Source organism: Micrococcus terreus, assembly GCF_900116905.1.
GTDB lineage: Bacteria > Actinomycetota > Actinomycetes > Actinomycetales > Micrococcaceae > Citricoccus > Citricoccus terreus.
The window spans coordinates 55,297-76,727 of record NZ_FPCG01000006.1; the positions used below are offsets into that span (position 1 = coordinate 55,297).

The following is a 21,431-nucleotide window of genomic DNA, read 5'->3' on the forward strand; positions in this document are numbered from 1 at the left end:
GTCGTCGGGCCCTCCGGTGGTGCGCTGCTGAACGCTCGAGCTCATTTCGCGCCTCCTTGTCCACGGGCCAGGTCGACCTTGAAGATCTTCACCGCGGCGAAGGCGATCAGGCCCACGCACAGGAACAGGATCACCGAGACCGCCGAGCCCAGCCCGATCTCCAGCCGGCCGATCGAGGTGCGGTACGCCAGCAGCGAGAGCACCTCGGTGCCGTACGCACCGTTGGTCATGATGAACACCGAGTCGAAGATGCGGAACGCGTCCAGGGCTCGGAACAGGGTGGCCACCATGATGGCGGCCTTCATGTTCGGCAGGATCACCCGGGTCAGGCGCTGCCACCAGGTGGCACCGTCCACGGACGCGGCCTCGGACAGGTCATCCGGGACCTGGGCCAGACCGGCCAGCAGCAGCAGGGAGATGAACGGGGTGGTCTTCCAGATCTCCGAGAGCATGATCACGATCAGTGCCGTGGGGCTCTGGGCGAACCAGTTCAGGTCCGAGTCGATGCCCGGCAGCCAGGCGAACCAGTTGTTGATGTAGCCGGAGTCGATGCTGAACATGTAGTACCAGGCGTAGGCCGAGACCACCGTGATGATGCCGTACGGCACCAGGATGGCCGTGCGGACCAGGCCGCGCGTGGACTTGATCGCCTTGTGCATGATCAGCGCCAGGATGAAGCCCAGGACCAGCTCCACGGCGACGGTGACGACCGTGACCAGCGCGGTGACGCCCAGGGCGCTCCAGAACACCTGGTCCGTCAGGATGGTGCCGTAGTTGCCCAGGCCGATGAACTCGCGTTCGGACGGGGCGGTCAGGCGGTAGCTGAACAGCGAGTCCCAGACGGCCTGGACCACCGGGTAGAAGATGACCGCGACCATGATGAAGAACGCCGGGCCGGCCAGCAGCCAGCCCAGCCGGGCCTGGGCCTTGGTCCGCTCGGACTTCACCGGACGGTCGGCACGCCGACTGCGTGTGGCGGGGGCGGTGGTGCTCACAGCAGAGCCTCCCCTCGAAGGACTTCAGTGATGAACTGTCCGGTCTGCGCCGGAGTGGTGTTCGGGTCCACGCCGCTGGGCGGAGTGAACCGCTGCTGGATGGCCGTGGAGACCTCGTTGTAGTACGGGGTCTGAGGCCGGGGCTTGGCCAGGTCCAGGGACTCCCGGATCACCGGGGCCATGGGGAAGTCCTCCTCCACCTGCGGGTCCGCGTAGGCCTCCTCATGGGCCGGCGGGTTGCCGTTGGTCACGAAGTACTCGGCCTGGTGCTCCGGGGTGGTGATGCACTGGATGGCGTCGAACGCCAGCTCGTGGTGCTCGGAGCTGGCACCCACTCCCAGGTTGATCCCGCCCAGCGGCGGTGCAGCCGGATCGTCGGCGTTCATCCGTGGGTACGTGGTCCAGCCGATGTCCTCGATGAGCGACTCCGGCAGGGCCCCCTCCTCGACGGAGGCGTTGGTGGCCGGCCAGACGAAGGGCCAGTTCACCATGAACGAGCCCTTGTCCCCCTGGAAGAGCAGCATGGCCTCGTTCTCGGCCTGCGTGGGCAGACCCGGTCCGCCCAGACGCTCCTTGCCGATGGTGCCGATCACCTCGGCGGCGGCCCGGCCTGCATCCGTGTCCAGACCGAGCTTGACCTCGTCCGCCGGGGCCTCCGGGTTCTCCAGGATCTGGCCACCCGCGGACTCGATCAGGGCGTTGAGCCACACGGTGATGGACTCGGCGCGGGCGCCCTGGACGCCCAGCTCCTTGTCCTGGGTGCGGGCCACCTCGATGATCTGCTCCCAGGTCACGGGCTCGTCCATGTTCAGACCGGCCTCCTCCACCACCGACTTGCGGTACCAGAGCAGCTGGGTGTTGGCCCAGAACGGGACGGTGACGAGAGTGTCCTTCCACGTCGCCCCAGCCAGCGCGCCCTCCAAGGTGCCCTCCGAGGCCTGCTGCTGGACGTCGTCGGGAACCGGGGCCAGGAATCCTGGCTCGGCCAGCTCCGGAATGAACGGCGGATCCAGGGACATGATGTCCATGGAGGTGTCGCCCGCGGCGAGGCGGCGGGTGAGCTGCTCGCGCTGGGCGCTGGCCTCATTGGGCAGCAGCGAGGTCTCGATCCGGTAGGCCCCACCCGCCTCCTGTGTGCAGGCCTCGGCGATGGCAGCCTGACCGCCGTCGTCCGGGTTGGTGTACCAGGTCAGCACGGGGGTGTCCTCGGCGGGCGCGCAGCCGGCCAGGGCCAGTGCTCCCACGGTCAGGACGACGCCCGCGACGCGGCGAGTGTGCCTGCGGCGACCTCTCCTGTGATGCGGTTCTCTCATCGATGCGGTCCCTCTGCTCCAGTGCGTTCGGGGTGGGCGGTGACGACGGACTGCAGTGGCCTCCGTCACAGCCTTCACCCGTGAGCCTATGCCCGTGATGACGGTTTTCCCAAGGAGACGGCGTGGTGCGCGGCTAGGCTGAACGGCATGGGAGCAGAGGTCGAGTCCGCCACGTACACCCGGTCCGAGCGCACGCGGTACCGCGAACGCCTGGAGTCGTCCCTGGACGAGCTCAAGGAGTACCTCGCCGACGGTGAGCTCTCCGACACCGGCCGGATCGGCCTGGAGCTGGAGCTGAACCTGGTGGGGGATGACCAGCTGGCGGCACCGGTCAACGAACAGGTGCTGGCCGCGATCGATGACCCCGCCTTCCAGACCGAGCTGGGCCGGTTCACCATCGAGCTCAACCACCCCGCTCTGACCATCCGCGGCACCGGCCTGACCGAACTCGAGGCCTCCCTGCGAGCCCAGCTGGAGCGCGCCGAGGAGCGGGCCGTACGCGCGGGGGCGAGCATCCTGCCGGTGGGGATTCTGCCGACCCTGCGCGGTGAGGACCTCTCCGGGGAGGGATGGATCAGCGAAGGCAACCGCTACGCCGCCCTGAATACGGCCGTGCTGGAGTCCCGCGGCGAGGAGATCCTGATCGACATCGACGGGCCCGAGCATCTGGCCTATTACGCACAGGACATCGCCGCCGAGTCCGCCTGCACCTCGATGCAGCTGCACCTGGAGGTCACCCGGGAGCGGTTCGGCCCCGTGTGGAACGCCTCCCAGGCCATGGCCGGACCGCAGCTGGCACTGGCCGCGAACTCACCGCTGTTCCTGGGTTCGCTGCTGTGGGACGAGTCCCGGATCGCCGTGTTCCAGCAGGCGATCGACACCCGCTCCCCCGAGTTGGCCCGTCAGGGCGTGCGTCCGCGGGTGTGGTTCGGGGAGCGCTGGGTGGACGGGATCGAGGACCTCTTCGAGGAGAACGTGGCCTTCTTCCCGTCCCTGCTCCCCGAGGCCTTCGATGTCCCCCGTCAGACCGCCGCGGGCGCACCCACTCTGCCCGAGCTGATGCTGCACAACGGCACCGTGTACCGCTGGAACCGTCCGATCTTCGACCCCGGCAAGGACGCCGAGTCCACGCCCTCTGGTGAGTCCGCCGCCCGGCCGGCCAACATCCGCGTGGAGAACCGGATCCTGCCCGCCGGACCGACCTTCACCGACATGATCGCCAACGCCGCGTTCTACTTCGGGCTGGTGCGCCACCTGGTGGACGGCGACGAGCGCCCGTGGGAGCGGATGGCCTTCTCCACCGCCCAGGAGTCCTTCTATGCCTGCGCCCAGGACGGACTGCGCGCGGAGGTCTACTGGCCCGGCTTCGGCCAGATCCCCGTGACCGAGCTGCTGGACCGGCACCTGCTGCCCAGCGCACGGCGTGGCCTGGAGATGCTGGAGGTGGATCCGGCGGTGATCGACCGGTACATGGACGTGCTCACCGGGCGCACCCGCAACGGCCAGACCGGTGCCGTGTGGATCAGCCGGACCCTGAAGGCGCTGGAGGAGGGCGGGATGCCGCGTGCCGAGGCGTTGGCCGAGCTGGTCGCGCGCTACCGGCGCAACGTGGCCACCCACGAGCCGGTGCACACCTGGCCGGTGGAGGGTGTGAACTCCGGGTCCGTGCACCACGGCGGGGCGCTGCTGCCGCGCGGCTGAGCCCGGGTGCGGGCCCCGGTCAGCGGGGCGAGCGGTTCTTCGTGCGGGCGGTGGCCGGCGCAGTCCACGGGTCCTCTGGCCAGGGGTGCTTGGGGTAGCGCCCACGCATCTCGGCGCGGACCTGTGTGTACGGACCGGACCAGAACGAGGCCAGGTCGGCGGTGACCGCCAGCGGCCGTCCGGCCGGGGAGAGCAGATGGAACACCACCGGTTCACGGCCGTCCACCAGTGCGGGTGTGTCTGCGAGGCCGAAGCACTCCTGCAGTTTGATCGCCACCACAGGGGGCTCGCCGTCCTGATACTCGATCCGCGCGTCCCGTCCACTGGGCACCGCCAGCCGCTCCGGCACCAGTTCGTCCAGCCGCACGGCCTCCGGCCAGGGCAGCAGTCTGCGCAGGGCTCCGGCCAGGTCCAGCTTCTGGGCTGAGCGCCCGGCGGCGACGGCGCTGATCTCCGGTGTGAGCCACTCCTCCGCACGGTATGCCAGTGTCTGGGGTGAGACGTCCGGCCAGGGTGCGCCGAGATGGCGGTGCAGCAGGTCCAGCCGGCGCCGCAGCTGCTCGGCGGGAGCGGCCTCTCCCCCGGAGCCGGGCCAGCCGACCACGCTCAGTCCGTGCTCCTGCATCGCGTTCCGGACAGCGTCCTCTGCTGCCGCGGGACTCGGCTTGACCGGCTGTTCTGCGAGGATGATCGCACCCAGGGTCCGGGTCCGGCGGCCGATCACCCGGCCGTCCTGCCACTGAGCTGTGGTTCGGTCCTGCAGGAGGGTCCCGGAGCGGCCGGCCAGCTGCACAGCCAGGTCCTGATCCACCGGAGCCGCAGCGCGGATCACCGCTCCAGTGCCCGCCGCGGACCTGCCCTCTGAGCGTTGGACCTCCGCGATGGCCAGCCACTCCTCCCCCGCCAGCGCGCTGCTCGGCGGCAGCGCCGCCCGGGTGCCGGACGCCAGAAGGTAGATGCCCCGGGTGTCGATCTGGCGGGCCAGCCGTTCCGGAAAGGCCAGCCCGACGACGGCCCCCACCTGGGCGTGCTCCGTCACCCGCCGCTGGGCTCCAGCCCGCCCATCACCGGCCATCTCAGGCACAAAGTGACCAGACCTGGTCACTTTGGTGGGGGTCTGGTCACTTTGCGCTTGGGGGGTGAGGCGGTGGAGTCGGGTCGCCTCGTGCTGCCAACGGTTCAGGGCCCCGCGGCCGGATTCGGTGGGGTCGGTGCCCCGGCGCAGCGACTCCAGCGTGGCCGCGAGGTCGGCTCCGTCCGGGCGGATGTCCGAGGCGACCAGGGCCACCACCTCGGCGGCGGTGCGACCGTCCACCAGTGCCGCTCCCTCCAGCAGGGCGCGGGCCAGTCGCGGTTCGGCCGGGATGGCTGCCAGGCGACGACCGAGGGCGGTGGGACGCAGCTCCTCGTCCAGCGCCCCGAGGTCGGTGAGGGTGCGGTGCGCGTCGGCGAGCGCCTCGGCCGGCAGCGGGTCCGGCAGCACGAGTCCTTCCCCACCGGGGGCACCCCAGCAGGCCAGGGTCAGGGCGGCCCCGGTCAGATCCGCCACCGCAGCGGCGGGACGGGGATGCGCGGGGGCGGTCCCGAAGGTGGTGCGGCTGTAGCAACGGATCACAGTGCCCGGCCCGAGTCGACCTGCACGCCCGGCGCGCTGCTCAGCGGAGGACTGGGCGCAGCTGACCGTCACCAGTCCGGTCATGCCCCGCACGGTGTCCCGGCGCGGTTCCCGGGACAGCCCGGCGTCCACCACCAGGCGCACCCCGGGCACGGTCAGCGAGGACTCCGCGAGCGCGGTGGAGACGATCACCCGGGGCGGCTCCCCCGGGGCTCGGCCACCCACGGCACGGTCCTGCACTGCTGCCGGCAGCTGGCCGTGCAGGGGCAGGATCTCGGCGGAGGGGTGGATCCGCTCCAGCCGTCCCACCGTCTGGTCCACGTCTCGGGCCGTGGGGACGAACACCAGCGCGTCGATCCCCGGGTCTGCTGCGAGTGCATCCTGGTGGGCGGAGGCCGCTTCCCGCGCCAGATGGTCCAGGTAGTCATGGGTCACGCCCCGTTCGTCCAGCCGAGGACCCGACGGCGGGCGGTACTGCACGTCCACCGGGTGCAGGGCGGAGGGACAGTCCACCACCTCGACCGGTCCACTGTGGCCGATCCCCTCCCCCAGCCGTTCGGCGAACCGGGCGGCGTCCAGGGTGGCGGACATGGCCACCAGCACCAGATCCTCGCGCAGCTGGTGGACCTCACCGAGCATCCCGAAGAGCAGATCCGACTCCAGATCCCGCTCATGGACCTCGTCCAGGATGACCGCGCCCACACCGGTTAGCTCCGGGTCGGCCAGCAGCCGGTTCACCAGCACCCCGGGCGTGAGGAACTCGACCAGGGTGCCCTTCCCGGTGCGCCGCTCACCGCGCACCGAGTAGCCCACCTGATCTCCCAGGGCGCCACCATGCAGGTGGGCCAGCCGGGAGGCCGCGGCCCTGGCGGCAACGCGGCGCGGCTGGGTGACGATGACCCGAGACGGTGAGGGCGCCGTCGTCGGGCCCTGCCTGTCTGCGACCTGGTGGAGCAGGTTGGCCACCGCCGGCGGAACCAGGGTGGTCTTGCCGGTGCCGGGCGGTGCCTGGACCACGGCGGCGCGGTGCTCGGCGAGGCTGCGCTGCAGCTGCGGGAGGGAGTCGGCGAACACGAGTCCGGCGCCGATGCTCCCCAGATCGAAGTGACCGGGGAGTACGGCGCCGGAGGTGGAGGTCATCCCTCCATTGTGGTCCAGTGCGGCTGGGCCCTTACGGCGTGGGGTCGCCGCCGTTGGCGTTCAGGGTCTCGCCGATCACGAAGCTGGACTCCGGGGAGGCCAGGAACACGTATGCCGGGGCCATCTCCACGGGCTGGCCGGCACGGCCGATGGGGGCGTCGTGCCCGAACTTCGGCAGCTTCTCCTTGGGCTGGCCGCTGGAGACCTGCAGCACCGTCCACACCGGACCGGGGGCCACCGCATTGACCCGGATGCCCTTCTCGGCGACCTGCTGGGCCAATCCCTTGGTGAAGTTGTTGATGGCGGCCTTGGTGGAGGCGTAGTCCAGCAGGGTCGGCGAGGGGCTGTACGCCTGGATGGAGGTGGTGTTGATGATGGTGCTGCCCGGACCCATGTGGCGCAGGGCCGCGCGCGAGAGGGTGAACATCGAGAGGATGTTGATCTGGAAGGTGGCGGCGACCTGCTCGTCGGTCAGCTCTTCCAGCGACTCGCTGACCACCTGTTTGCCGGCGTTGTTGACCAGGATGGTCAGGCCGCCCAGCTGCTGCGCGGCGTCATCCACTACGGAGGTGCGGTAGTCCGCGTCCATCAGGTCACCGGGCAGGGCCACGGCCTTCTGACCGGCCTCTTCGATGGCCTTCACCACGCGCTGCGCGTCCTCCTCCTCGGCAGGCAGGTAGGCGATGGCCACGTCAGCACCCTCACGGGCAAAGGCCACGGCGACGGCGGCCCCGATGCCAGAGTCCCCACCGGTCACCAGTGCCTTGGCCCCCTGGAGTCGGCCGGTGCCGACGTAGGAATCCAGGCCGATGTCCGGAACGGGGTCGGTCTTCACGTCCAGCCCAGGCTCGGACTGGTGCTGCTCCGGCGGGGAGACCTTGGGATGGCGGGTGGCCGGGTTGTCCGGGGAGAGCTGGCCGTCAGGGGTGTTCTGTTCATGCTGGGTCATGTGCAGAACAGTAGGACGGCGAGCGGGGGGTCCGGCAAGAGGTGTGCGCTCAGGGCTGAGCGGGTGCGACGGCGGACGCGTCCTGCAAGTTCCGCGGTCAGCAGTTCCTGGTGCGCGGGCTGGCGACGAGGGATTCGTGACCGCCGAACAGAGGGATGCCCCATGCCAACGTGTGGCTGAGATTCCGTGGTCGAGTCGACGAGTGACCTGTGACTGTCAGCCACACGATGAGACGAGGTGGTGTGGAAGCATGTGGGGCATGAGCTCAACCCCGGACCAGCAGACCGCACAGACCACCACCGAGCCCGGAACTGCCGGCACTGGCACCCCGGACCGGGTGCTGATCCTCCCGGCGGAGCAGGACCTGACGGGAACTCCGTATGAGCGCGCCCGGACCCGACCGGAGGAGGCCGCGGCCGCCGTCGGGGGCCAGGTGGTGACCAACTCCTCCGGTGAGCCGAACGGGGACGGAACCGCCACCGCCCTGGTGCTGGTCAAGCCCATCCCTGTGGACGCGGTGAGCGCGGCGCTGGTGGCCAATCCGCACATCAGCTGGGTGCAGTTCCCGTTCGCCGGGATCGAGAACTACATCCCGCTGGTGCGCAGCCGGCCGGACATCGTGTGGACCTCGGCCAAGGGGACCTATGCCCCGCCGGTGGCCGAGCACGCGCTGCTGCTGACCCTGGCGCTGCTGCGGCACCTGCCCGAGCGGATCCGGGCCACGTCCTGGAGCACGGCCGCCGGACGCAGCCTGGACGGGACGCACGCCGTGGTGGTGGGCGGCGGCGGGATCGCGCAGGAGTACATCCGGCTGCTCAAGACCTGGGACACCACGGTGACCGCCGTGCGTCGGCGCGCGGAAGACGTGCCCGGTGCGGACCGGACGGTCACCACCGAACAGCTGGACGAGGTGCTGCCCGGTGCCCAGGTGGTGATGATCGCCGCGGCAGCCACGAACCAGACCCGCGGACTGATCGGCGCCGAACAGCTGGAGCTGATGGACGCGGATGCCGTGCTGGTGAACATCGCCCGCGGGACTCTGGTGGACACCGACGCCGTGGTGCGGGCCCTGGCCGAGGGGAAGATCCTGGGCTACGGAACCGACGTCACCGACCCCGAGCCGCTGCCGGACGGCCACCCGCTGTGGGACGAGCCCCGGTGCATCATCACCCCGCACACCGCCGACACCCCGGAGATGTGCATTCCCCTGCTGAACGCCCGCATCGAACGGAACCTGCAGGCCCGGGCCGAGGGACGCGAGCTCGAGGGACTGGTGGATGTAGAGGGCGGGTACTGACGGGCCAGAGACCGTAAGCGGCTGCCCCGACGATTGTGCTGGGTCCGACCGCCAGATTCCGCAGATCACCGTAGGCTGGGATGCATGGAGTTCCCTGTGCAGATCTATCTCGACCGACTGGCCCGTGACATGCGAGAGGTCGAGGGTGGGACCCCGTATCAGGGGATCCCAGCCACCGCCGAGATGGACCCTGCCCTGTACGGCGTCTCCCTGACCACGGTGGACGGCCACAGCTACGCCGCCGGGGACTCCGACCACCTCTTCTCACTGCAGTCCATCTCCAAGGCCCTGACCTACGGCATGGCTCTGGATGACCTGGGCACCGAGGATGTCCTGGCCAAGATCGACGTGGAGCCATCCGGCGACCCGTTCAATGAGATCTCCCTGCAGTCAGGCACCGGCCGGCCGGACAACCCCATGATCAATGCCGGCGCCATCGCCACCACCTCCCTGATCAAGGGCCGCGGCGGACGTGACCGGATGGGCCGGATCCTGATGACCTTCTCAGCCGCTGCCGGGCGCGAACTGAAGGTCTCCGAGCAGGTCTTCCGCTCCGAGGACCGCACCGGACACCGCAACAGGGCCATGGCCTGGCTGCTGCGCTCCTTCGACATCATCGAGTCCGACCCGGAGCCGATCGTCCAGGACTACTTCCGCCAGTGCTCGGTGATGGTCACCGCCGAGGACCTGTCCATGATGGCCGCCACCCTGGCCAACCAGGGGGTGAACCCGGCCTCCGGTGAGCGCGTGTTCACCCCGCACACCGTGCGGTGGATGCTCTCCGTCATGTCCACCTGCGGCATGTACGACGACGCCGGCACCTGGGCGATCGAGGTCGGCCTCCCGGCCAAGTCAGGTGTGGGCGGCGGAGTGCTGGTGGTGGTGCCCGGACAGCTGGGCATCGGCGTCTTCTCCCCGCCCCTGGACGAGCACGGCACCTCGGTGCGCGGCGCGCAGACCGTGCGCCAGCTGGCCGACGACCTGGGCCTGCACTACAGCGATGCCCCACCGGTGGGCCGGTCCACCATCCGCTCTGACTACCGCCTGGCCGACACCCCGTCCGGCGTCCCGCGCACCCCGGAGGCCACCCAGGCGCTGGAGACTCACGGGCAGATGTGCCGGATCCTGGAGCTCGGCGGGGACATGGGGTTCGCCGAGACCGAGACGCTGGCCCGCGTGGTGGTCGAGACTGACGAGACCGATCCATCCACCGAGATGGTGATGCTGGACCTGCGCAAGGTGGACGACTTCGGCCGTGCCGCCGTGGCCATCTTCGCCCGCCTGATCCGCGAGCTGCTCAGCTCCGGCACGGACGTGATCCTGGTGGATGAGGAGGACGCCCTGACCCAGCGCGTACTGGAGCGGGCGGCGAGCTCCGGTGAGGGCGCCCTGCCGGACCCACTCTCACCGGAGGAGGACCGCCGGGCCGCACTGCGTGACGCCGAGTCCACCACTGCCGAGTTCCAGCTCTTCCTGACGCGTGCCCAGGCCGTGGAGTGGGCCGAGCACCGCATCCTGGCCCGTCACGCCCCGGACCTGCTCCCCGCGAACGCGCAGCAGCCACTGACCTCCTCGGTCATGCAGATGATGTCCCCGGCCGACGCCGAGCAGCTCTCCGTCTTCCTGGAGCCGCGCACCTACAAGCCCGGCCAGGTCATCCGCCGTGCGGGTCAGCCCTTCGGCGGGATCTACTTCATCACCTCCGGTCAGGTGGAGCTGACCGGGCAGGGTTCGGGCAAGCGCCGCTACCGCCAGGTCTTCCTCTCCCCCGGCATGACCTTCGGGGAGATCGCCCTGGGCCAGGCCGGCCGGCAGCTCTCCACCGTGCGCGCCGTGGGTGAGGTGACCACCCAGGTGCTGACCGCCCAGCTGATCTCCGCCCTGGAGGAGACCGACCCGCAGCTGGCCATCAAGCTCTGGTCGGCGCTGGCCCGTGACGCATACACCATGGTGGAGCAGGCGTTCCGGGAGACCGGCGCGCGGGACAGCTGACCGGCGGCCCACCGGTGAGCACTGACGCCACGGCGCCGTCCGCGCTGCCGACGATCCTCTCCCGTTTCGACGCCCGCGCCGAACAGGTGGGACACCGCCTGGCGGAGGTCTACCAGGGCGAGGTGCTGGAGTACCGGTCATTGGCCGAAGCCGCCGTGGACCAGGACGTGGCCCCGCTGATGGTGCACAAGGTGCGTCAGATGCTCGAGTCCCTGGCCCGCGGGGTCCCTCCCACCGAGGAGGACCTGCAGCTCAACGCCGACGCCGCCGCGCGCCGCTTCCACCAGGGGGTTCCGCTCCCCGCTGTCCTGCGGGCCTACCGTCTGCGCGGCCGCACGGTCTGGTCCGAGCTGCAGGACTGCGCCGATCGGGAGGACCCCGCCCACCTGTCCGCTCTGCTGCAGCTGGCCGGGGCGCTGATGGAGTACATGGACCTGATGTCCTCGGCGGTCACCCAGGCGTACCTGGAGGAGCAGTCCGGTCTGCGTCGCAGCCGCTCTGTGCTGCCGCGCGAGGTGCTCGAGTCCCTGCTGAGCGGACGGATGTCCCGGCAGGCCAAGGACCGGGTCTTGGACGCCCTGGAGTACCAGGACCTCGACGTCGGCGGCTCGGCTCAGCATGCGGTGGTCACCTTCCGCAGGCGTCCGGCTCAGGCCGAGCCCGCTGGGCCCGGGGCGGCACTGGATGTCACCCGGGAGCATCTGCTCACTGACCTTCCTGGAACATCCCGACGACGGCGCGGCCTGGTGGGCCTGCGCGAGGACGAGGTGGTGTGGATCGTCGAGTGCGTCGCGGACAGCGGGGAGCTGCGACCGGCCATTACCGCCGCCCTGGCTGAGTTGCCGGGCTTCGTGGCGGGGCTGGGCTCGCACGGGAGCGGACTGGAGCACGTGGCGGTCAGCCACCGGCAGGCCCATGCGGCCGCGGGGATCGCCCTGTCCTCCCCGGACGCCGGGCCACTGCTGACCCACCGGGACGTGCTGCTGGATCTGGTGATCTCCCAGGGCACCGATGCCGCCGGGCTGGTGGAGTCCACCATCGGTCCGCTGGCGGACTACGACCGCGAGCACGGCACGGACCTGGTGGGCACGCTGAAGGCCTACCTGGACCACCGCTTCCACGCCGCCGGAGCCGCCACGGACCTGCAGGTCCGGCCCAACACGGTCTTCTACCGGCTGGAGCGGATCGGGCAGATCAGCGGTCATGACCCGATGACCCCGGACGGCCTGCTCATGCTCTCCCTGGGGATCAAGGCGCTGCGACTGCGCGGTCCCTCCGATTGACGATTCGTCAACGCCCAACCCCCAGGTCTGATCTTTCGCCCGTTCTGCCCAGACACCGGCCCCTCTAGGCTGAGGTTCCATGACCCCTGATGCCCAGAGCACCCCGGACAGCCGTGCCTCGCTGGACCCTCTCCCGCTGGACGGGATCGTGGTGGCCGACTTCTCCCGCGTGCTGGCAGGACCGCTGGCGACCATGACCCTGGCCGACCTCGGAGCCCGCGTGATCAAGGTCGAACGCCCGGAGACCGGAGATGACACTCGGTCCTGGTCGCCGCCGCAGTCCCCCACCGGTGCCACCTACTTCGAGTCGGTGAACCGCAACAAGGAGTCCGTCTGCCTGAACCTGACCGATGCGCAGGACCGTGAGCTGGCCCTGAAGCTGGCCGAGCGCGCTGACGTCCTGGTGGAGAACTTCAAGCCTGGCGGGCTGGCTGCTCTGGGCCTGGGCTACGAGGAGCTCTCCGCCCGTAACCCGGGTCTCATCTACGCCTCGATCTCCGGGTTCGGAGACGCCGGCGGAGCGGATCTGCCCGGGTACGACTTCATCGTCCAGGCCGCCGGTGGCCTGATGAGCATCACCGGCCCGGAGGAATCCCCGTACAAGGCCGGAGTGGCCCTGGTGGACGTGCTCACCGCCAAGGACACCACCATCTCCATCCTCGCCGCCCTGCGTCACCGCCAGAGCACCGGCCGTGGCACTCACCTGAAGCTCAACCTGCTCTCCTCCCTGCAGGGCGCCCTGGCCAACCAGGGCCAGGCCTGGCTCGGCGCCGGCAAGCTGCCTGCCCGCATGGGCAACGACCACCCCTCGATCGTCCCGTACCAGCTGTTGGAGTGCGCCGACGGACCGCTGGCCGTGGCGATCGGCAACGACGGCCAGTTCCACCGCTTCGCCCAGGAGCTCGGCGTCCCTGAACTGGCCGAGGACGAACGCTTCTCCACCAACCCCCAGCGCGTGGCCTACCGCGAGGAGCTCATCCCACTGCTGGAACAGGCCCTGTCCGCCCGGCCCGCTGAACAGTGGCGTGATGCCCTGCTGGCCGCCCAGCTGCCGTGCGGGCTGGTCGCCGGGATCGACGGCGGTGTGGAGCTGGCCGAAGACCTCGGCCTGGAGCCGACCGTCGAGGTCACCGACCGTTCCGGCGCCACCGTGGGCCGCCAGTTCCGCCACCCAGCCCAATGGGAACCGGCACTGGCCCACCCGCGGTTGGCGCCGCCGTCGTTGGGTGAAGACACCGACGCCGTGGTGCGCTGGCTGACCGACTGAACCCCATACCTCCCCTGAACCTCCCTGCCCCTGACCGAAAGGACCCACCATGACCTCCCCCACCTCCACTCCTCGTTCTCAGGACTCCGATTCGTTCCTGGGGGCGGTGGATCTGACTGGCCTGGATGGGCTGTTCTCTGCTGAGGAGAAGCAGACGGCGTTGAAGGTGCGGGGGCTGGTGGATGAGCTGATCCGTCCGAACATCGCCCGCTGGTACGAGGAGGCGGTCTTCCCCACCGAGATCATCCCGGAGCTGGGCAAACTGGGCGTGCTGGGCATGCACCTGGACGGGTACGGATGCGCCGGACGTTCGGCGGTGGAGTACGGGCTGGCCGCCCAGGAGCTGGAGGCCGGAGACTCCGGTCTGCGCACCTTCGTCTCCGTGCAGGGCTCGTTGGCGATGTCCGCCATCCACAAGCACGGCTCCGAGGAGCAGAAGAACCAGTGGCTGCCGGCCATGGCCGCCGGTGAGGCGATCGGCTGCTTCGGGCTGACCGAGCCCACCGCCGGCTCCGACCCGGCTTCCATGCTCACCACCGCCAGGCAGGAGCCGGGCGGGGATTGGGTGCTCAACGGGTCCAAGCGGTGGATCGGGCTGGCCTCCCTGGCTGATGTGGCCATCATCTGGGCCCAGACCGAAGACCACGGCAACGGGCGTGGGGTCCGCGGGTTCGTGGTGCCCACCGACACCCCCGGGTTCCGGGCCGAGGTGATCAACGCCAAGCTCTCCATGCGCGCCTCCGTGCAGTGCGAGATCCACCTGGAGGATGTCCGCCTGCCGGAGTCTGCGATGCTCCCGGCCGACTCGGCTGTGGGGCTCAAGGGCCCGTTCCAGTGCCTGAACGAGGCCCGGTACGGGATCATCTGGGGCGTGATGGGCGCCGCCCGGGACTCGTTCAACACTGTGTTGGACTACACCCTGGGCCGCACCCAGTTCGGCCACCGGCTCGCCGGGTTCCAGCTGACCCAGGCCAAGCTGGCGGACATGGCCGTGGCCATCAACAAGGGCTACCTGCTGGCCCACCAGATCGGGCGCACCAAGGACGGGGTGCTGCCCGGGACCGTGACCCCGGCGATGATCTCCACCGGCAAGCTGGACAACTGCCGAGTGGCCATCGAGATCTCCCGCGAGGCCCGCGAGATGCTCGGCGGCAACGGGATCACCCTGGAGCACTCACCACTGCGCCACGCCAACAACCTGGAGTCCGTGCGCACCTACGAAGGCACCGACGAAGTCCACCAGCTCACCATCGGCCGCACCCTCACCGGCATCGGCGCCTTCACCCCCACCGCCTGAGTGCTGACACCGAACCGGCCGGGCCGCATCACGTGTACGACGGATGCGGCCCGGTTCGGCGTGTCCCTGTCTGCATCGTTCACGTGATCAGACCGTGGGTGACTGCACCAGGGGCTCGGCAGATCCCCCTTCACCGCCCCAGCACGTGGCGCAGGGTCGACTCCAGATCCGGCGTGCGGAACAGATAGCCCGAGCCCTCCACCCGGGCGGCGCTGGCCCGCTGGGATGCCTCCACCATCAGTTCGGCACCTTCTGTGCCCAACAGAGCACGCGGGCCGAACCCGGGCACCGGGATCACCGAGGGACGGTGCAGCACCCGCCCGAGCACCCGCGCGAACTCCGAGGCCCGCACCGGCTCCGGTGCCACCGCGTTGACCGGCCCCTCCAGCTCCCCGTCCAGCACCGCATGCGCGAAGATCCCGGCCACATCGTCGATACCGATCCAGCTGATCCACGGGTCACGTCCGCCGGCCACACCCAGCGGCCCACCCGCACCGGCCACGAACAGCGGGAGCATCTGCTGCAGCATCCCGCCGGCCGGGGACTGCACGATCCCGGTCCGCACCAGCACCGTCCGCACCCCAGCGGTCTGAGCGAGAGCCGTGGCGTCCTCCCAGTCCCGGCACACCTGTGCCAGGAAGTCCTCACCGGCCGGGGCGTCCTCCCCGAGCCACTGGTCGCCGTCCGAGGCGTGCGCCCCGTAGTACCCCACGGCCGAACCGTTCACCAGGGTCCGCTGCAGGCCGTCCGCCGCCAGGTCCGCGAGCGCCCGGGCCAGCAGGGCCGTCCCGTCCACGCGGGAGTCCAGGATCGCGCGCTTGCGCTCGGGCGTGTACCTCCCGCCGATGCTCTCCCCGGCCAGATTGACCACGACGTCGGCCCTCGCCAAAGCGTCCGCGTCCAGCGATCCGGTGGCCGGGTCCCAGGCGATCACGTCTTCGCGGTCCTCCGCACCCGCTCCGCCCGGCTCGCCGCGGACCAGACGCAGCACCGTATGCCCTCCGCCGGCCAGCAGCGCGCACAACTGCGTGCCGATCAGTCCGCTCGCACCCGCCACGGCAACGGTCAGCGTCCTCCCGCCGGTGAGCGGTCCGGCATGCTCCGCATGGAACGCCAGGTCCCCCAGCAGCTGCCGCTCGCGGTAGGCGAAGATCCGCGCCAGTTCGACCTCGAACACCTTCTCCGGCACACGCCCCAGCTTCCCCAGTGGTCCGGGCAGTGCACCGGAGGCCTTCTCCAGCAGTCCCCCGCCGGGCAGCTCGTACTCGATCCGGTCCGTCATGCCCGTGGCCTCAGGCTGCACGTGTCCCGGAGTGCCCGCGCTGACGCCGGCGTCCTCGAACAGGTGCGTGTGGGTCCAGGCGGCCAGCGGCCCGGACTCCATCACGTCCTGAAACATCTCCCCCGGCACCAGCTCGGTATGCCGGGCACGCCACGGCAGCTCCGGGGCGGCCCAGTCCGGACGGCGGAACGGCAGCTGTCCGGCCAGGAACCCGGTGGCGGAACCGAGACCCAAGCCCAGGGAACCCGGCGCCCCGATCCCCAGCACGGCGGTGGACCCGGGCTCGATCCCGTCGGTGGGCTCCTGCCGCACGGACCCGCTGAACGGCGGGCTCAGCCGGACCAGCGCACCGGGCCGGGTGAACCAGTCGAAGACCTCGGGGCGTGGGTATGGCAGATGGGTGTGACGCTCATAGACGGGCATCTGCCCACTCTTGCACCCTGCCGCCCCGGCGAACAGGCCCCTCCCAAAGATCATGTGAACGATGAATGCGGTCCCGCTCGGCGTGTCCCTGTCAGCGTCGTTCACGTGATCAGCGGCTGAGTCAGCACTCGGCCAGCGCGAGGGTCCTGCGTGCGGCGGCGGTCAGCTCCACGCCGTAGGAGCGGCCATGCCCGGCGGCGTGGACGGCCAGCGGGTGCAGCTGGTGCGCCGGAATTCGCGCACTCCATCCCGACCGCAGCGGATGCACCTGCTGATACCCCTCCAGGATCGACTCCAGATGCGGTGCCCCGAACAGCGCCAGCATGGCCAGGTCCGTCTCCCGGTGTCCGCCGTGCGCCGCCGGGTCGATCAGCACCACCCCGTCCGCGCTCCACATCACGTTCCCGGCCCACAGGTCCCCATGGATCCGCGCCGGCGGCTCGCCGTCGTCCAGCGCGCCGGCCTCCAGCAGGGCACAGGCCTCACGCACGACGACGGCCTCCTCCTCGCGCAGGTTCCCCGCCGTCAGCGCCGGGTCCAGGAAGGGCAGCACCCGGTTCGGCGCGTAGAACGCGCCCCAGGTCGCGGCTGTGCCTGCGGGCATCTCCCGACTGCCGATGTAGAGGGGACCGGAGTGTCCGGTGGGCGGGGCACCGAAGGTGACGGAGCCGGCGTCGTGCGTGATCGCCAGAGCACGCCCGAAGGCCAGCGCCTGGTCCCGCGCGGGCCGAGCCTCGTGGATCCGCTCCAGCTCGATCCGGCCCGGAGCCACGTCCACCACGCGCACCGTGCGAGCGCCACCGGAGGACTCCGCCTCAGCCAGCCACCGCAGCCCGGCCGCCTCAGCCTCGAAGAACTGATCCGGTGCGTGCGCGCGCTCTTTGACGAAGGTGTCCACGCCCCGAGGGTATCCGGCAGCCGTCCGGCGGTGACACCATGGAGGGGTGACTGACACCGCCGCCTCTGCCCCTGTTGACGAGTTCCTGCCCGAGTTGCGCTGGACCACCGCACCCACCCCTGCTGGGCCGGTGGTGATCGTGTACTCCCCCGAGGATGAGACCGTGCGCGCCAGCGGTGTGGCCGTGCCCCAGGACGGGGAGCCGGAGGTGGCGGCGATCGGGCGACTGCTGCAGGACGTGATGGAGCGCCTGGAGGCCACCGACCCGCAGACCGCCGCACGGGAGATGAACCCCCTGCCGGTGGGTCACGGGACCGTGGCCCAGGCGCTGCAGGCCTACGCGGACGGGCAGGTGGACGCCCTGGCCGAGCTGAAGGTGAAGCAGCCCGGCACCGAGTTCCGCCAGCAGGTCTGGCAGGCCATGCGCCTGATCACACCCGGCGCCCCGGTCACCTACGGTGAGCTGGCCCAGCTGGCCGAACGTCCTCAGGCCGTGCGGGCCGCGGGGTCCGCGTGCGCGGAGAACCTGTGCGCCGTCGTCGTGCCCTGCCACCGCGTGGTCCGCTCCGGTGGATCAGCAAACTCGGCCCAGCGCACCGGGAACTACCTGTACGGTGCCGGCACCAAGACCGCCCTGCTGGAGTTCGAGGCCGCCCACGCCGGGAGCTGATCAGCATTCCTCCACAGGAGACCTGAAAGCTTTGGGGATCCACACCTTCGATGACAGGTCCGTCGACACGTTCGAACACTGCATACGGTGACCAGATGGATGTCTACGCCGTGGGTGACTGGATCTGGGTGTCGCTGGAGAACCTGTCCTCAGTGGCGCCACTGGGTATGTTCCTGGCGGTCGTCGTTGCCTATTCCTCGTATCGAGGAACCATTCGTCAGAAGACGACTGCCGACAATCGCAGTGCGTGGTGGAATCGGGTCCAGTGGGCTATGGACGCGGCAATGGACGACGACGACCAACGCCGAGGACGACGTGATGACAGAGGCTGAACCGCTCAGCGACAATGGATCAGACGAAGGAGGCCTCTCATGACAGATCAGCAGAGCCGAGCCACAGGAACCGGACAGCGCGCCGGAGCCGGTCGGTACGAGGTCCGCCTCCCGTCACACGGCGGGAAGATCGTCTACGCCCGCACCCTGAACGAGAAACGCGTCTTGGAGACCGCGGAGCGGATCATGGCCAAAGCGGAACAGAAGCTCAGGAGCTGATCAGCCCCGTCTCACGTACCTGCCGCCTCCCGGATCGACTCCAGCTCGGGATCGGCCAGGGAGCTGAAGTCCTTCAGCTCGCCGCGTCCGGCGCGCATGGCCCGCAGGGCGTTGAGGATCGCGACGACGTCCACCACCTCCTGGAACAGGGCCCCGACGATAGCGGGGATCACTCCGAAGGCGGCCACGCCCATCAGCACCAGGGACAGCGCGATGCCCACCCAGATGGACTGCTTGGCCACGGCCAGGGTGCGCTGACCCACCGAGACCGCCACCGCCGCACGGGAGATGTCGTCCGTCAGGATCACCACGTCCGCAGACTCGGAGGCGGCCGTAGAGCCCCGGGCGCCCATGGCCACGCCCACATCCGCCACGGCCAGGACCGGGACGTCGTTGACGCCGTCGCCCACCATCATCACCGGGCGGGGCTGGACCTCGCCCACCAGGCGCACCTTGTCCTGGGGCAACAGCTCGGCCTCCACCTGGGTGATGCCGGCCTGGGCGGCGATGTGCCGAGCAGTGGTCTGCGCATCGCCGGTGAGCATCAGGGTGCGGTGCACGCCGAGCCGGTCCAGCTCCCGCAACGTGGCCGAGGCATTGCCCCGCAGCCGGTCCGAGAGGATCAGCGTGCCGGCGAAGACCCCGTCCACGCCCACGTACACCGCAGACTCTCCGGGCTGCAGCTCCGCCTGAGTCAGCTCCGTGGTGTGCGCGCGGACATAGGCGTGTTTGCCCACGATCACCGTGCGGCCTTCGAGCGTGGCGATGACGCCGTTCGTGGCCTCCTCACGGGCGTCGTCCGAGGTGGCCAGCACCAGGCCTCGAGCCTCAGCGCCGGTGCGGATGGAGTCCGCCAACACGTGCACGGAATACTGCTCCGCAGAGGCGGCCAGCCGCAGCAGCTCGTCCTCGCCCAACCCCGCGGCGGGATCGGGACGGACGGCGAGCAGTTCCGGCCGGCCGTACGTCAGGGTGCCGGTCTTGTCGAACGCGGCGGTCTGCACGGAGCCCAGCGTCTCGATGATCCCGCCGGACTTCACGATCACACCGTTCTTGGCAGCCCGGGACATCCCGCCCATGAACGCCACCGGTGCGGCGATCAGCAGCGGACACGGGGTGGCCACCACGAGCACCTCTGCGAAGCGGACCGGGTCACCGGAGAACCACCAGGCCAGCCCGCCGATCAGGTAGGCCACCAGGGTGAACGGGACAGCGTAGCGGTCAGCGAGCCGGACCATGGGTGCCTGAGACTCTGCGGCGTCCTTCACCAGGGCCAGGATGCGCGCGTACTGCGAGTGTTCGGCCGTGGCCGTGGCGATCACGGTCACCGCCTGCTGGCCGTTCAGCGAGCCCGAGAGCACCGCATCACCGCTGGACCGGGTCACCGGCAGGGACTCCCCGGTCAAGGACGACTCATCGAAGTCCGCGGCCACATCCAGGCCGTCGGCACCTGCCGCCAGGGTGCCGTCCACGGGGACCACCTCGGCCGGGCGCACCAGCAGACGGTCACCGGGCTGGACCTGCTCCAGCGGCACATCCTGGACCGAACCGTTGGCCTGCAGCAGATGGGCCACCCGCGGGGCCCGCTCCAGCAGGGCGGACAGATCTTTCTTCGCCCGCCGAGCGGCATAGTCCTCCAGCGCTTCACCGCCGGTGAGCATCAGGCAGACCACCAGGGCGGCCAGGTATTCGCCCACGACGACGGTGGAGACGATCGCGGTCACGGCCAGGATGTCGATGCCCCAGTGCCCTCGCATCAGGTCCCGGACCATGCCCACCGAGGTCCACGCGGCGGTGCCCAGGGCGAAGACCGAGGCAATGAGCTGGGCCAGCTGCTGCTGGCCGGACAGTTCCAGCAGGATCACCACGATCAGGGCTCCCAGGGTGGCCAGCACCCACGGGTAGCTGCGCAGGGCACCGGTGATTCGCTGGACTGCCATGACGACCTCCTCGTCTCCCACGTCATCGTCGACACGTTGATTCTGGCCCGGAATGCCGGGGAACTCCACGAAGGTGAGGCAATCCTGAGCGGCGAGGGGCCGTCGTCGGGCCCTTGTGGTGAGGGGGTGGAACAGGACAGGCTGGACCGGGGCCGTCGGCTCCCTCTCGTCCGCTGACTCCTCGAACCTGGGAGTCAGCTGGGAGAATCCAAGTTGAGTGAATAAGACTCAACTCTGTACGGTTGAACCAGATGAGCGGCTCGGACCACCGGGGCGCGACCACCCTTCATCAACACCTCAGGAGGACCTCATGGCCACCCGAATCGATCCCTTCCGCGAGCTCGACCGCATGGCCAGCCAGCTGCTGTCTGGCCGCGGGCTGCGCCAGATGCCGATGGACCTGTACAAGGACGGCGAGAAGTACGTGGTGGAGGCAGATCTGCCCGGCGTCGACCCGTCCTCGGTGGACATCGACGTGGACGGCCAGCTGCTGACCATCCGCGCCGAGCGCAAGGCCTCCACTGAGCGTGAGGGCACCCAGTGGATCACCCGCGAGCGCGAGACCGGCTCCTACGTCCGTCAGCTGAACCTGGGTCAGGACGTGGACCTGGAGAGCATCAGCGCCGACTACAACGCCGGCGTGCTGAAGGTGACCATCCCGGTCTCCCCCAAGTCCCAGCCGCGCAAGATCAAGGTCAACGTGGGCGGAGGCACCGAAACCATCCAGGCCCAGTCCTCCACCGGCGCCGGCTCCCCCGGCCTGTCCTCCGAGGACCGCGGCCACACCGCACCCCAGGTGGACCCGAACCACTGATCTG

At 70.0% G+C, this 21,431-nt stretch carries 17 protein-coding genes; 10 read left to right on the forward strand and 7 right to left on the reverse strand.

Going from position 1 to position 21,431, the window contains the following annotated elements:
• Positions 1 to 41: 41 nt before the first annotated feature.
• On the reverse strand, positions 42 to 995 hold the full coding sequence (locus BM355_RS08435; protein ID WP_091697235.1) for a carbohydrate ABC transporter permease: 954 nt from the start codon (positions 993 to 995) through the stop codon (positions 42 to 44).
• Complete coding sequence (locus tag BM355_RS08440) at positions 992 to 2,308, reverse strand: extracellular solute-binding protein (protein ID WP_091697237.1); 1,317 nt, start codon at positions 2,306 to 2,308, stop codon at positions 992 to 994. Before BM355_RS08440 ends, BM355_RS08435 begins: the two co-directional genes overlap by 4 nt.
• 147 nt (positions 2,309 to 2,455) lie before the next feature.
• On the opposite strand from BM355_RS08440, the gene BM355_RS08445 reads away from it, so the two are divergent.
• The gene (locus tag BM355_RS08445; protein ID WP_091697238.1) at positions 2,456 to 4,009 is read left to right on the forward strand and encodes a glutamate-cysteine ligase family protein; all 1,554 of its coding nucleotides are present in this window, start codon (positions 2,456 to 2,458) and stop codon (positions 4,007 to 4,009) included.
• 19 nt (positions 4,010 to 4,028) lie between these two features.
• On the opposite strand, the gene hrpB is transcribed toward BM355_RS08445, so the two are convergent.
• Together hrpB and BM355_RS08455 are read right to left on the reverse strand one after the other, a co-directional pair.
• Complete coding sequence (gene hrpB, locus BM355_RS08450; RefSeq protein ID WP_091697239.1) at positions 4,029 to 6,764, reverse strand: ATP-dependent helicase HrpB; 2,736 nt, start codon at positions 6,762 to 6,764, stop codon at positions 4,029 to 4,031.
• Between the two features lie 31 nt (positions 6,765 to 6,795).
• Positions 6,796 to 7,713 carry an SDR family oxidoreductase gene (locus tag BM355_RS08455; RefSeq protein ID WP_091697241.1) on the reverse strand — a complete coding sequence of 306 codons (918 nt, stop codon included), beginning with the start codon at positions 7,711 to 7,713 and terminating at the stop codon, positions 6,796 to 6,798.
• Positions 7,714 to 7,972: 259 nt separating this feature from the next.
• Between BM355_RS08455 and BM355_RS08460 the strand changes: the two genes are divergently transcribed.
• The 5 genes from BM355_RS08460 (at position 7,973) to BM355_RS08480 (ending at position 14,849) form a co-directional block, all read left to right on the forward strand.
• A complete protein-coding gene (locus BM355_RS08460) occupies positions 7,973 to 9,010 on the forward strand; it encodes a D-isomer specific 2-hydroxyacid dehydrogenase family protein (RefSeq protein WP_091697243.1) in 1,038 nt (345 codons plus the stop codon).
• An 84-nt stretch (positions 9,011 to 9,094) separates the two neighbouring features.
• Positions 9,095 to 11,002: a glutaminase A gene (gene glsA, locus BM355_RS08465; protein WP_091697246.1), complete on the forward strand. Its 1,908-nt coding sequence runs from the start codon at positions 9,095 to 9,097 to the stop codon at positions 11,000 to 11,002.
• A gap of 14 nt (positions 11,003 to 11,016) precedes the next feature.
• Positions 11,017 to 12,285 (forward strand): PucR family transcriptional regulator, encoded by a 1,269-nt coding sequence (locus BM355_RS08470; RefSeq protein WP_091697249.1) that lies wholly within the window; start codon positions 11,017 to 11,019, stop codon positions 12,283 to 12,285.
• Positions 12,286 to 12,364: 79 nt separating this feature from the next.
• Positions 12,365 to 13,552, forward strand: a complete 1,188-nt coding sequence (locus tag BM355_RS08475; protein WP_091697252.1) for a CaiB/BaiF CoA transferase family protein — start codon at positions 12,365 to 12,367, stop codon at positions 13,550 to 13,552.
• A gap of 49 nt (positions 13,553 to 13,601) precedes the next feature.
• Positions 13,602 to 14,849 (forward strand): acyl-CoA dehydrogenase family protein, encoded by a 1,248-nt coding sequence (locus BM355_RS08480; protein ID WP_091697254.1) that lies wholly within the window; start codon positions 13,602 to 13,604, stop codon positions 14,847 to 14,849.
• Between the two features lie 130 nt (positions 14,850 to 14,979).
• Here the strand turns inward: BM355_RS08480 and BM355_RS08485 are convergent, their stop codons facing one another.
• Entirely contained in the window at positions 14,980 to 16,554 is a 1,575-nt protein-coding gene (locus tag BM355_RS08485) for a TIGR01777 family oxidoreductase (RefSeq protein ID WP_091697257.1), read from the reverse strand.
• A gap of 121 nt (positions 16,555 to 16,675) precedes the next feature.
• Entirely contained in the window at positions 16,676 to 17,452 is a 777-nt protein-coding gene (locus BM355_RS08490) for a fructosamine kinase family protein (RefSeq protein WP_091697260.1), read from the reverse strand.
• 46 nt (positions 17,453 to 17,498) lie between these two features.
• Between BM355_RS08490 and BM355_RS08495 the strand changes: the two genes are divergently transcribed.
• From BM355_RS08495 to BM355_RS08500, 3 genes are all read left to right on the forward strand, one after another.
• Positions 17,499 to 18,122: a methylated-DNA--[protein]-cysteine S-methyltransferase gene (locus BM355_RS08495; RefSeq protein WP_091697262.1), complete on the forward strand. Its 624-nt coding sequence runs from the start codon at positions 17,499 to 17,501 to the stop codon at positions 18,120 to 18,122.
• Positions 18,123 to 18,217: 95 nt separating this feature from the next.
• Complete coding sequence (locus BM355_RS14135; RefSeq protein ID WP_143109455.1) at positions 18,218 to 18,454, forward strand: hypothetical protein; 237 nt, start codon at positions 18,218 to 18,220, stop codon at positions 18,452 to 18,454.
• Positions 18,455 to 18,493: 39 nt separating this feature from the next.
• The gene (locus BM355_RS08500) at positions 18,494 to 18,673 is read left to right on the forward strand and encodes a hypothetical protein (RefSeq protein WP_091697264.1); all 180 of its coding nucleotides are present in this window, start codon (positions 18,494 to 18,496) and stop codon (positions 18,671 to 18,673) included.
• An 11-nt stretch (positions 18,674 to 18,684) separates the two neighbouring features.
• On the opposite strand, the gene BM355_RS08505 is transcribed toward BM355_RS08500, so the two are convergent.
• On the reverse strand, positions 18,685 to 20,613 hold the full coding sequence (locus tag BM355_RS08505; RefSeq protein WP_091697513.1) for a heavy metal translocating P-type ATPase: 1,929 nt from the start codon (positions 20,611 to 20,613) through the stop codon (positions 18,685 to 18,687).
• A 310-nt stretch (positions 20,614 to 20,923) separates the two neighbouring features.
• On the opposite strand from BM355_RS08505, the gene BM355_RS08510 reads away from it, so the two are divergent.
• Positions 20,924 to 21,427: an Hsp20/alpha crystallin family protein gene (locus BM355_RS08510; protein WP_091697266.1), complete on the forward strand. Its 504-nt coding sequence runs from the start codon at positions 20,924 to 20,926 to the stop codon at positions 21,425 to 21,427.
• The last annotated feature ends 4 nt before the right edge of the window (positions 21,428 to 21,431 follow it).

What these genes read in the sequence shown, in the direction of transcription:
- BM355_RS08440 (WP_091697237.1), bottom strand. Translation starts at nt 2,308, where the DNA reads ATGAGAGAACCGCATCACAGGAGAGGTCGCCGCAGGCACACTCGCCGC.
- BM355_RS08445 (WP_091697238.1), top strand. Translation starts at nt 2,456, where the DNA reads ATGGGAGCAGAGGTCGAGTCCGCCACGTACACCCGGTCCGAGCGCACG.
- hrpB (WP_091697239.1), bottom strand. Translation starts at nt 6,764, where the DNA reads ATGACCTCCACCTCCGGCGCCGTACTCCCCGGTCACTTCGATCTGGGG.
- BM355_RS08455 (WP_091697241.1), bottom strand. Translation starts at nt 7,713, where the DNA reads ATGACCCAGCATGAACAGAACACCCCTGACGGCCAGCTCTCCCCGGAC.
- BM355_RS08460 (WP_091697243.1), top strand. Translation starts at nt 7,973, where the DNA reads ATGAGCTCAACCCCGGACCAGCAGACCGCACAGACCACCACCGAGCCC.
- glsA (WP_091697246.1), top strand. Translation starts at nt 9,095, where the DNA reads ATGGAGTTCCCTGTGCAGATCTATCTCGACCGACTGGCCCGTGACATG.
- BM355_RS08475 (WP_091697252.1), top strand. Translation starts at nt 12,365, where the DNA reads ATGACCCCTGATGCCCAGAGCACCCCGGACAGCCGTGCCTCGCTGGAC.
- BM355_RS08480 (WP_091697254.1), top strand. Translation starts at nt 13,602, where the DNA reads ATGACCTCCCCCACCTCCACTCCTCGTTCTCAGGACTCCGATTCGTTC.
- BM355_RS08485 (WP_091697257.1), bottom strand. Translation starts at nt 16,554, where the DNA reads ATGCCCGTCTATGAGCGTCACACCCATCTGCCATACCCACGCCCCGAG.
- BM355_RS14135 (WP_143109455.1), top strand. Translation starts at nt 18,218, where the DNA reads ATGGATGTCTACGCCGTGGGTGACTGGATCTGGGTGTCGCTGGAGAAC.
- BM355_RS08500 (WP_091697264.1), top strand. Translation starts at nt 18,494, where the DNA reads ATGACAGATCAGCAGAGCCGAGCCACAGGAACCGGACAGCGCGCCGGA.
- BM355_RS08505 (WP_091697513.1), bottom strand. Translation starts at nt 20,613, where the DNA reads ATGGCAGTCCAGCGAATCACCGGTGCCCTGCGCAGCTACCCGTGGGTG.
- BM355_RS08510 (WP_091697266.1), top strand. Translation starts at nt 20,924, where the DNA reads ATGGCCACCCGAATCGATCCCTTCCGCGAGCTCGACCGCATGGCCAGC.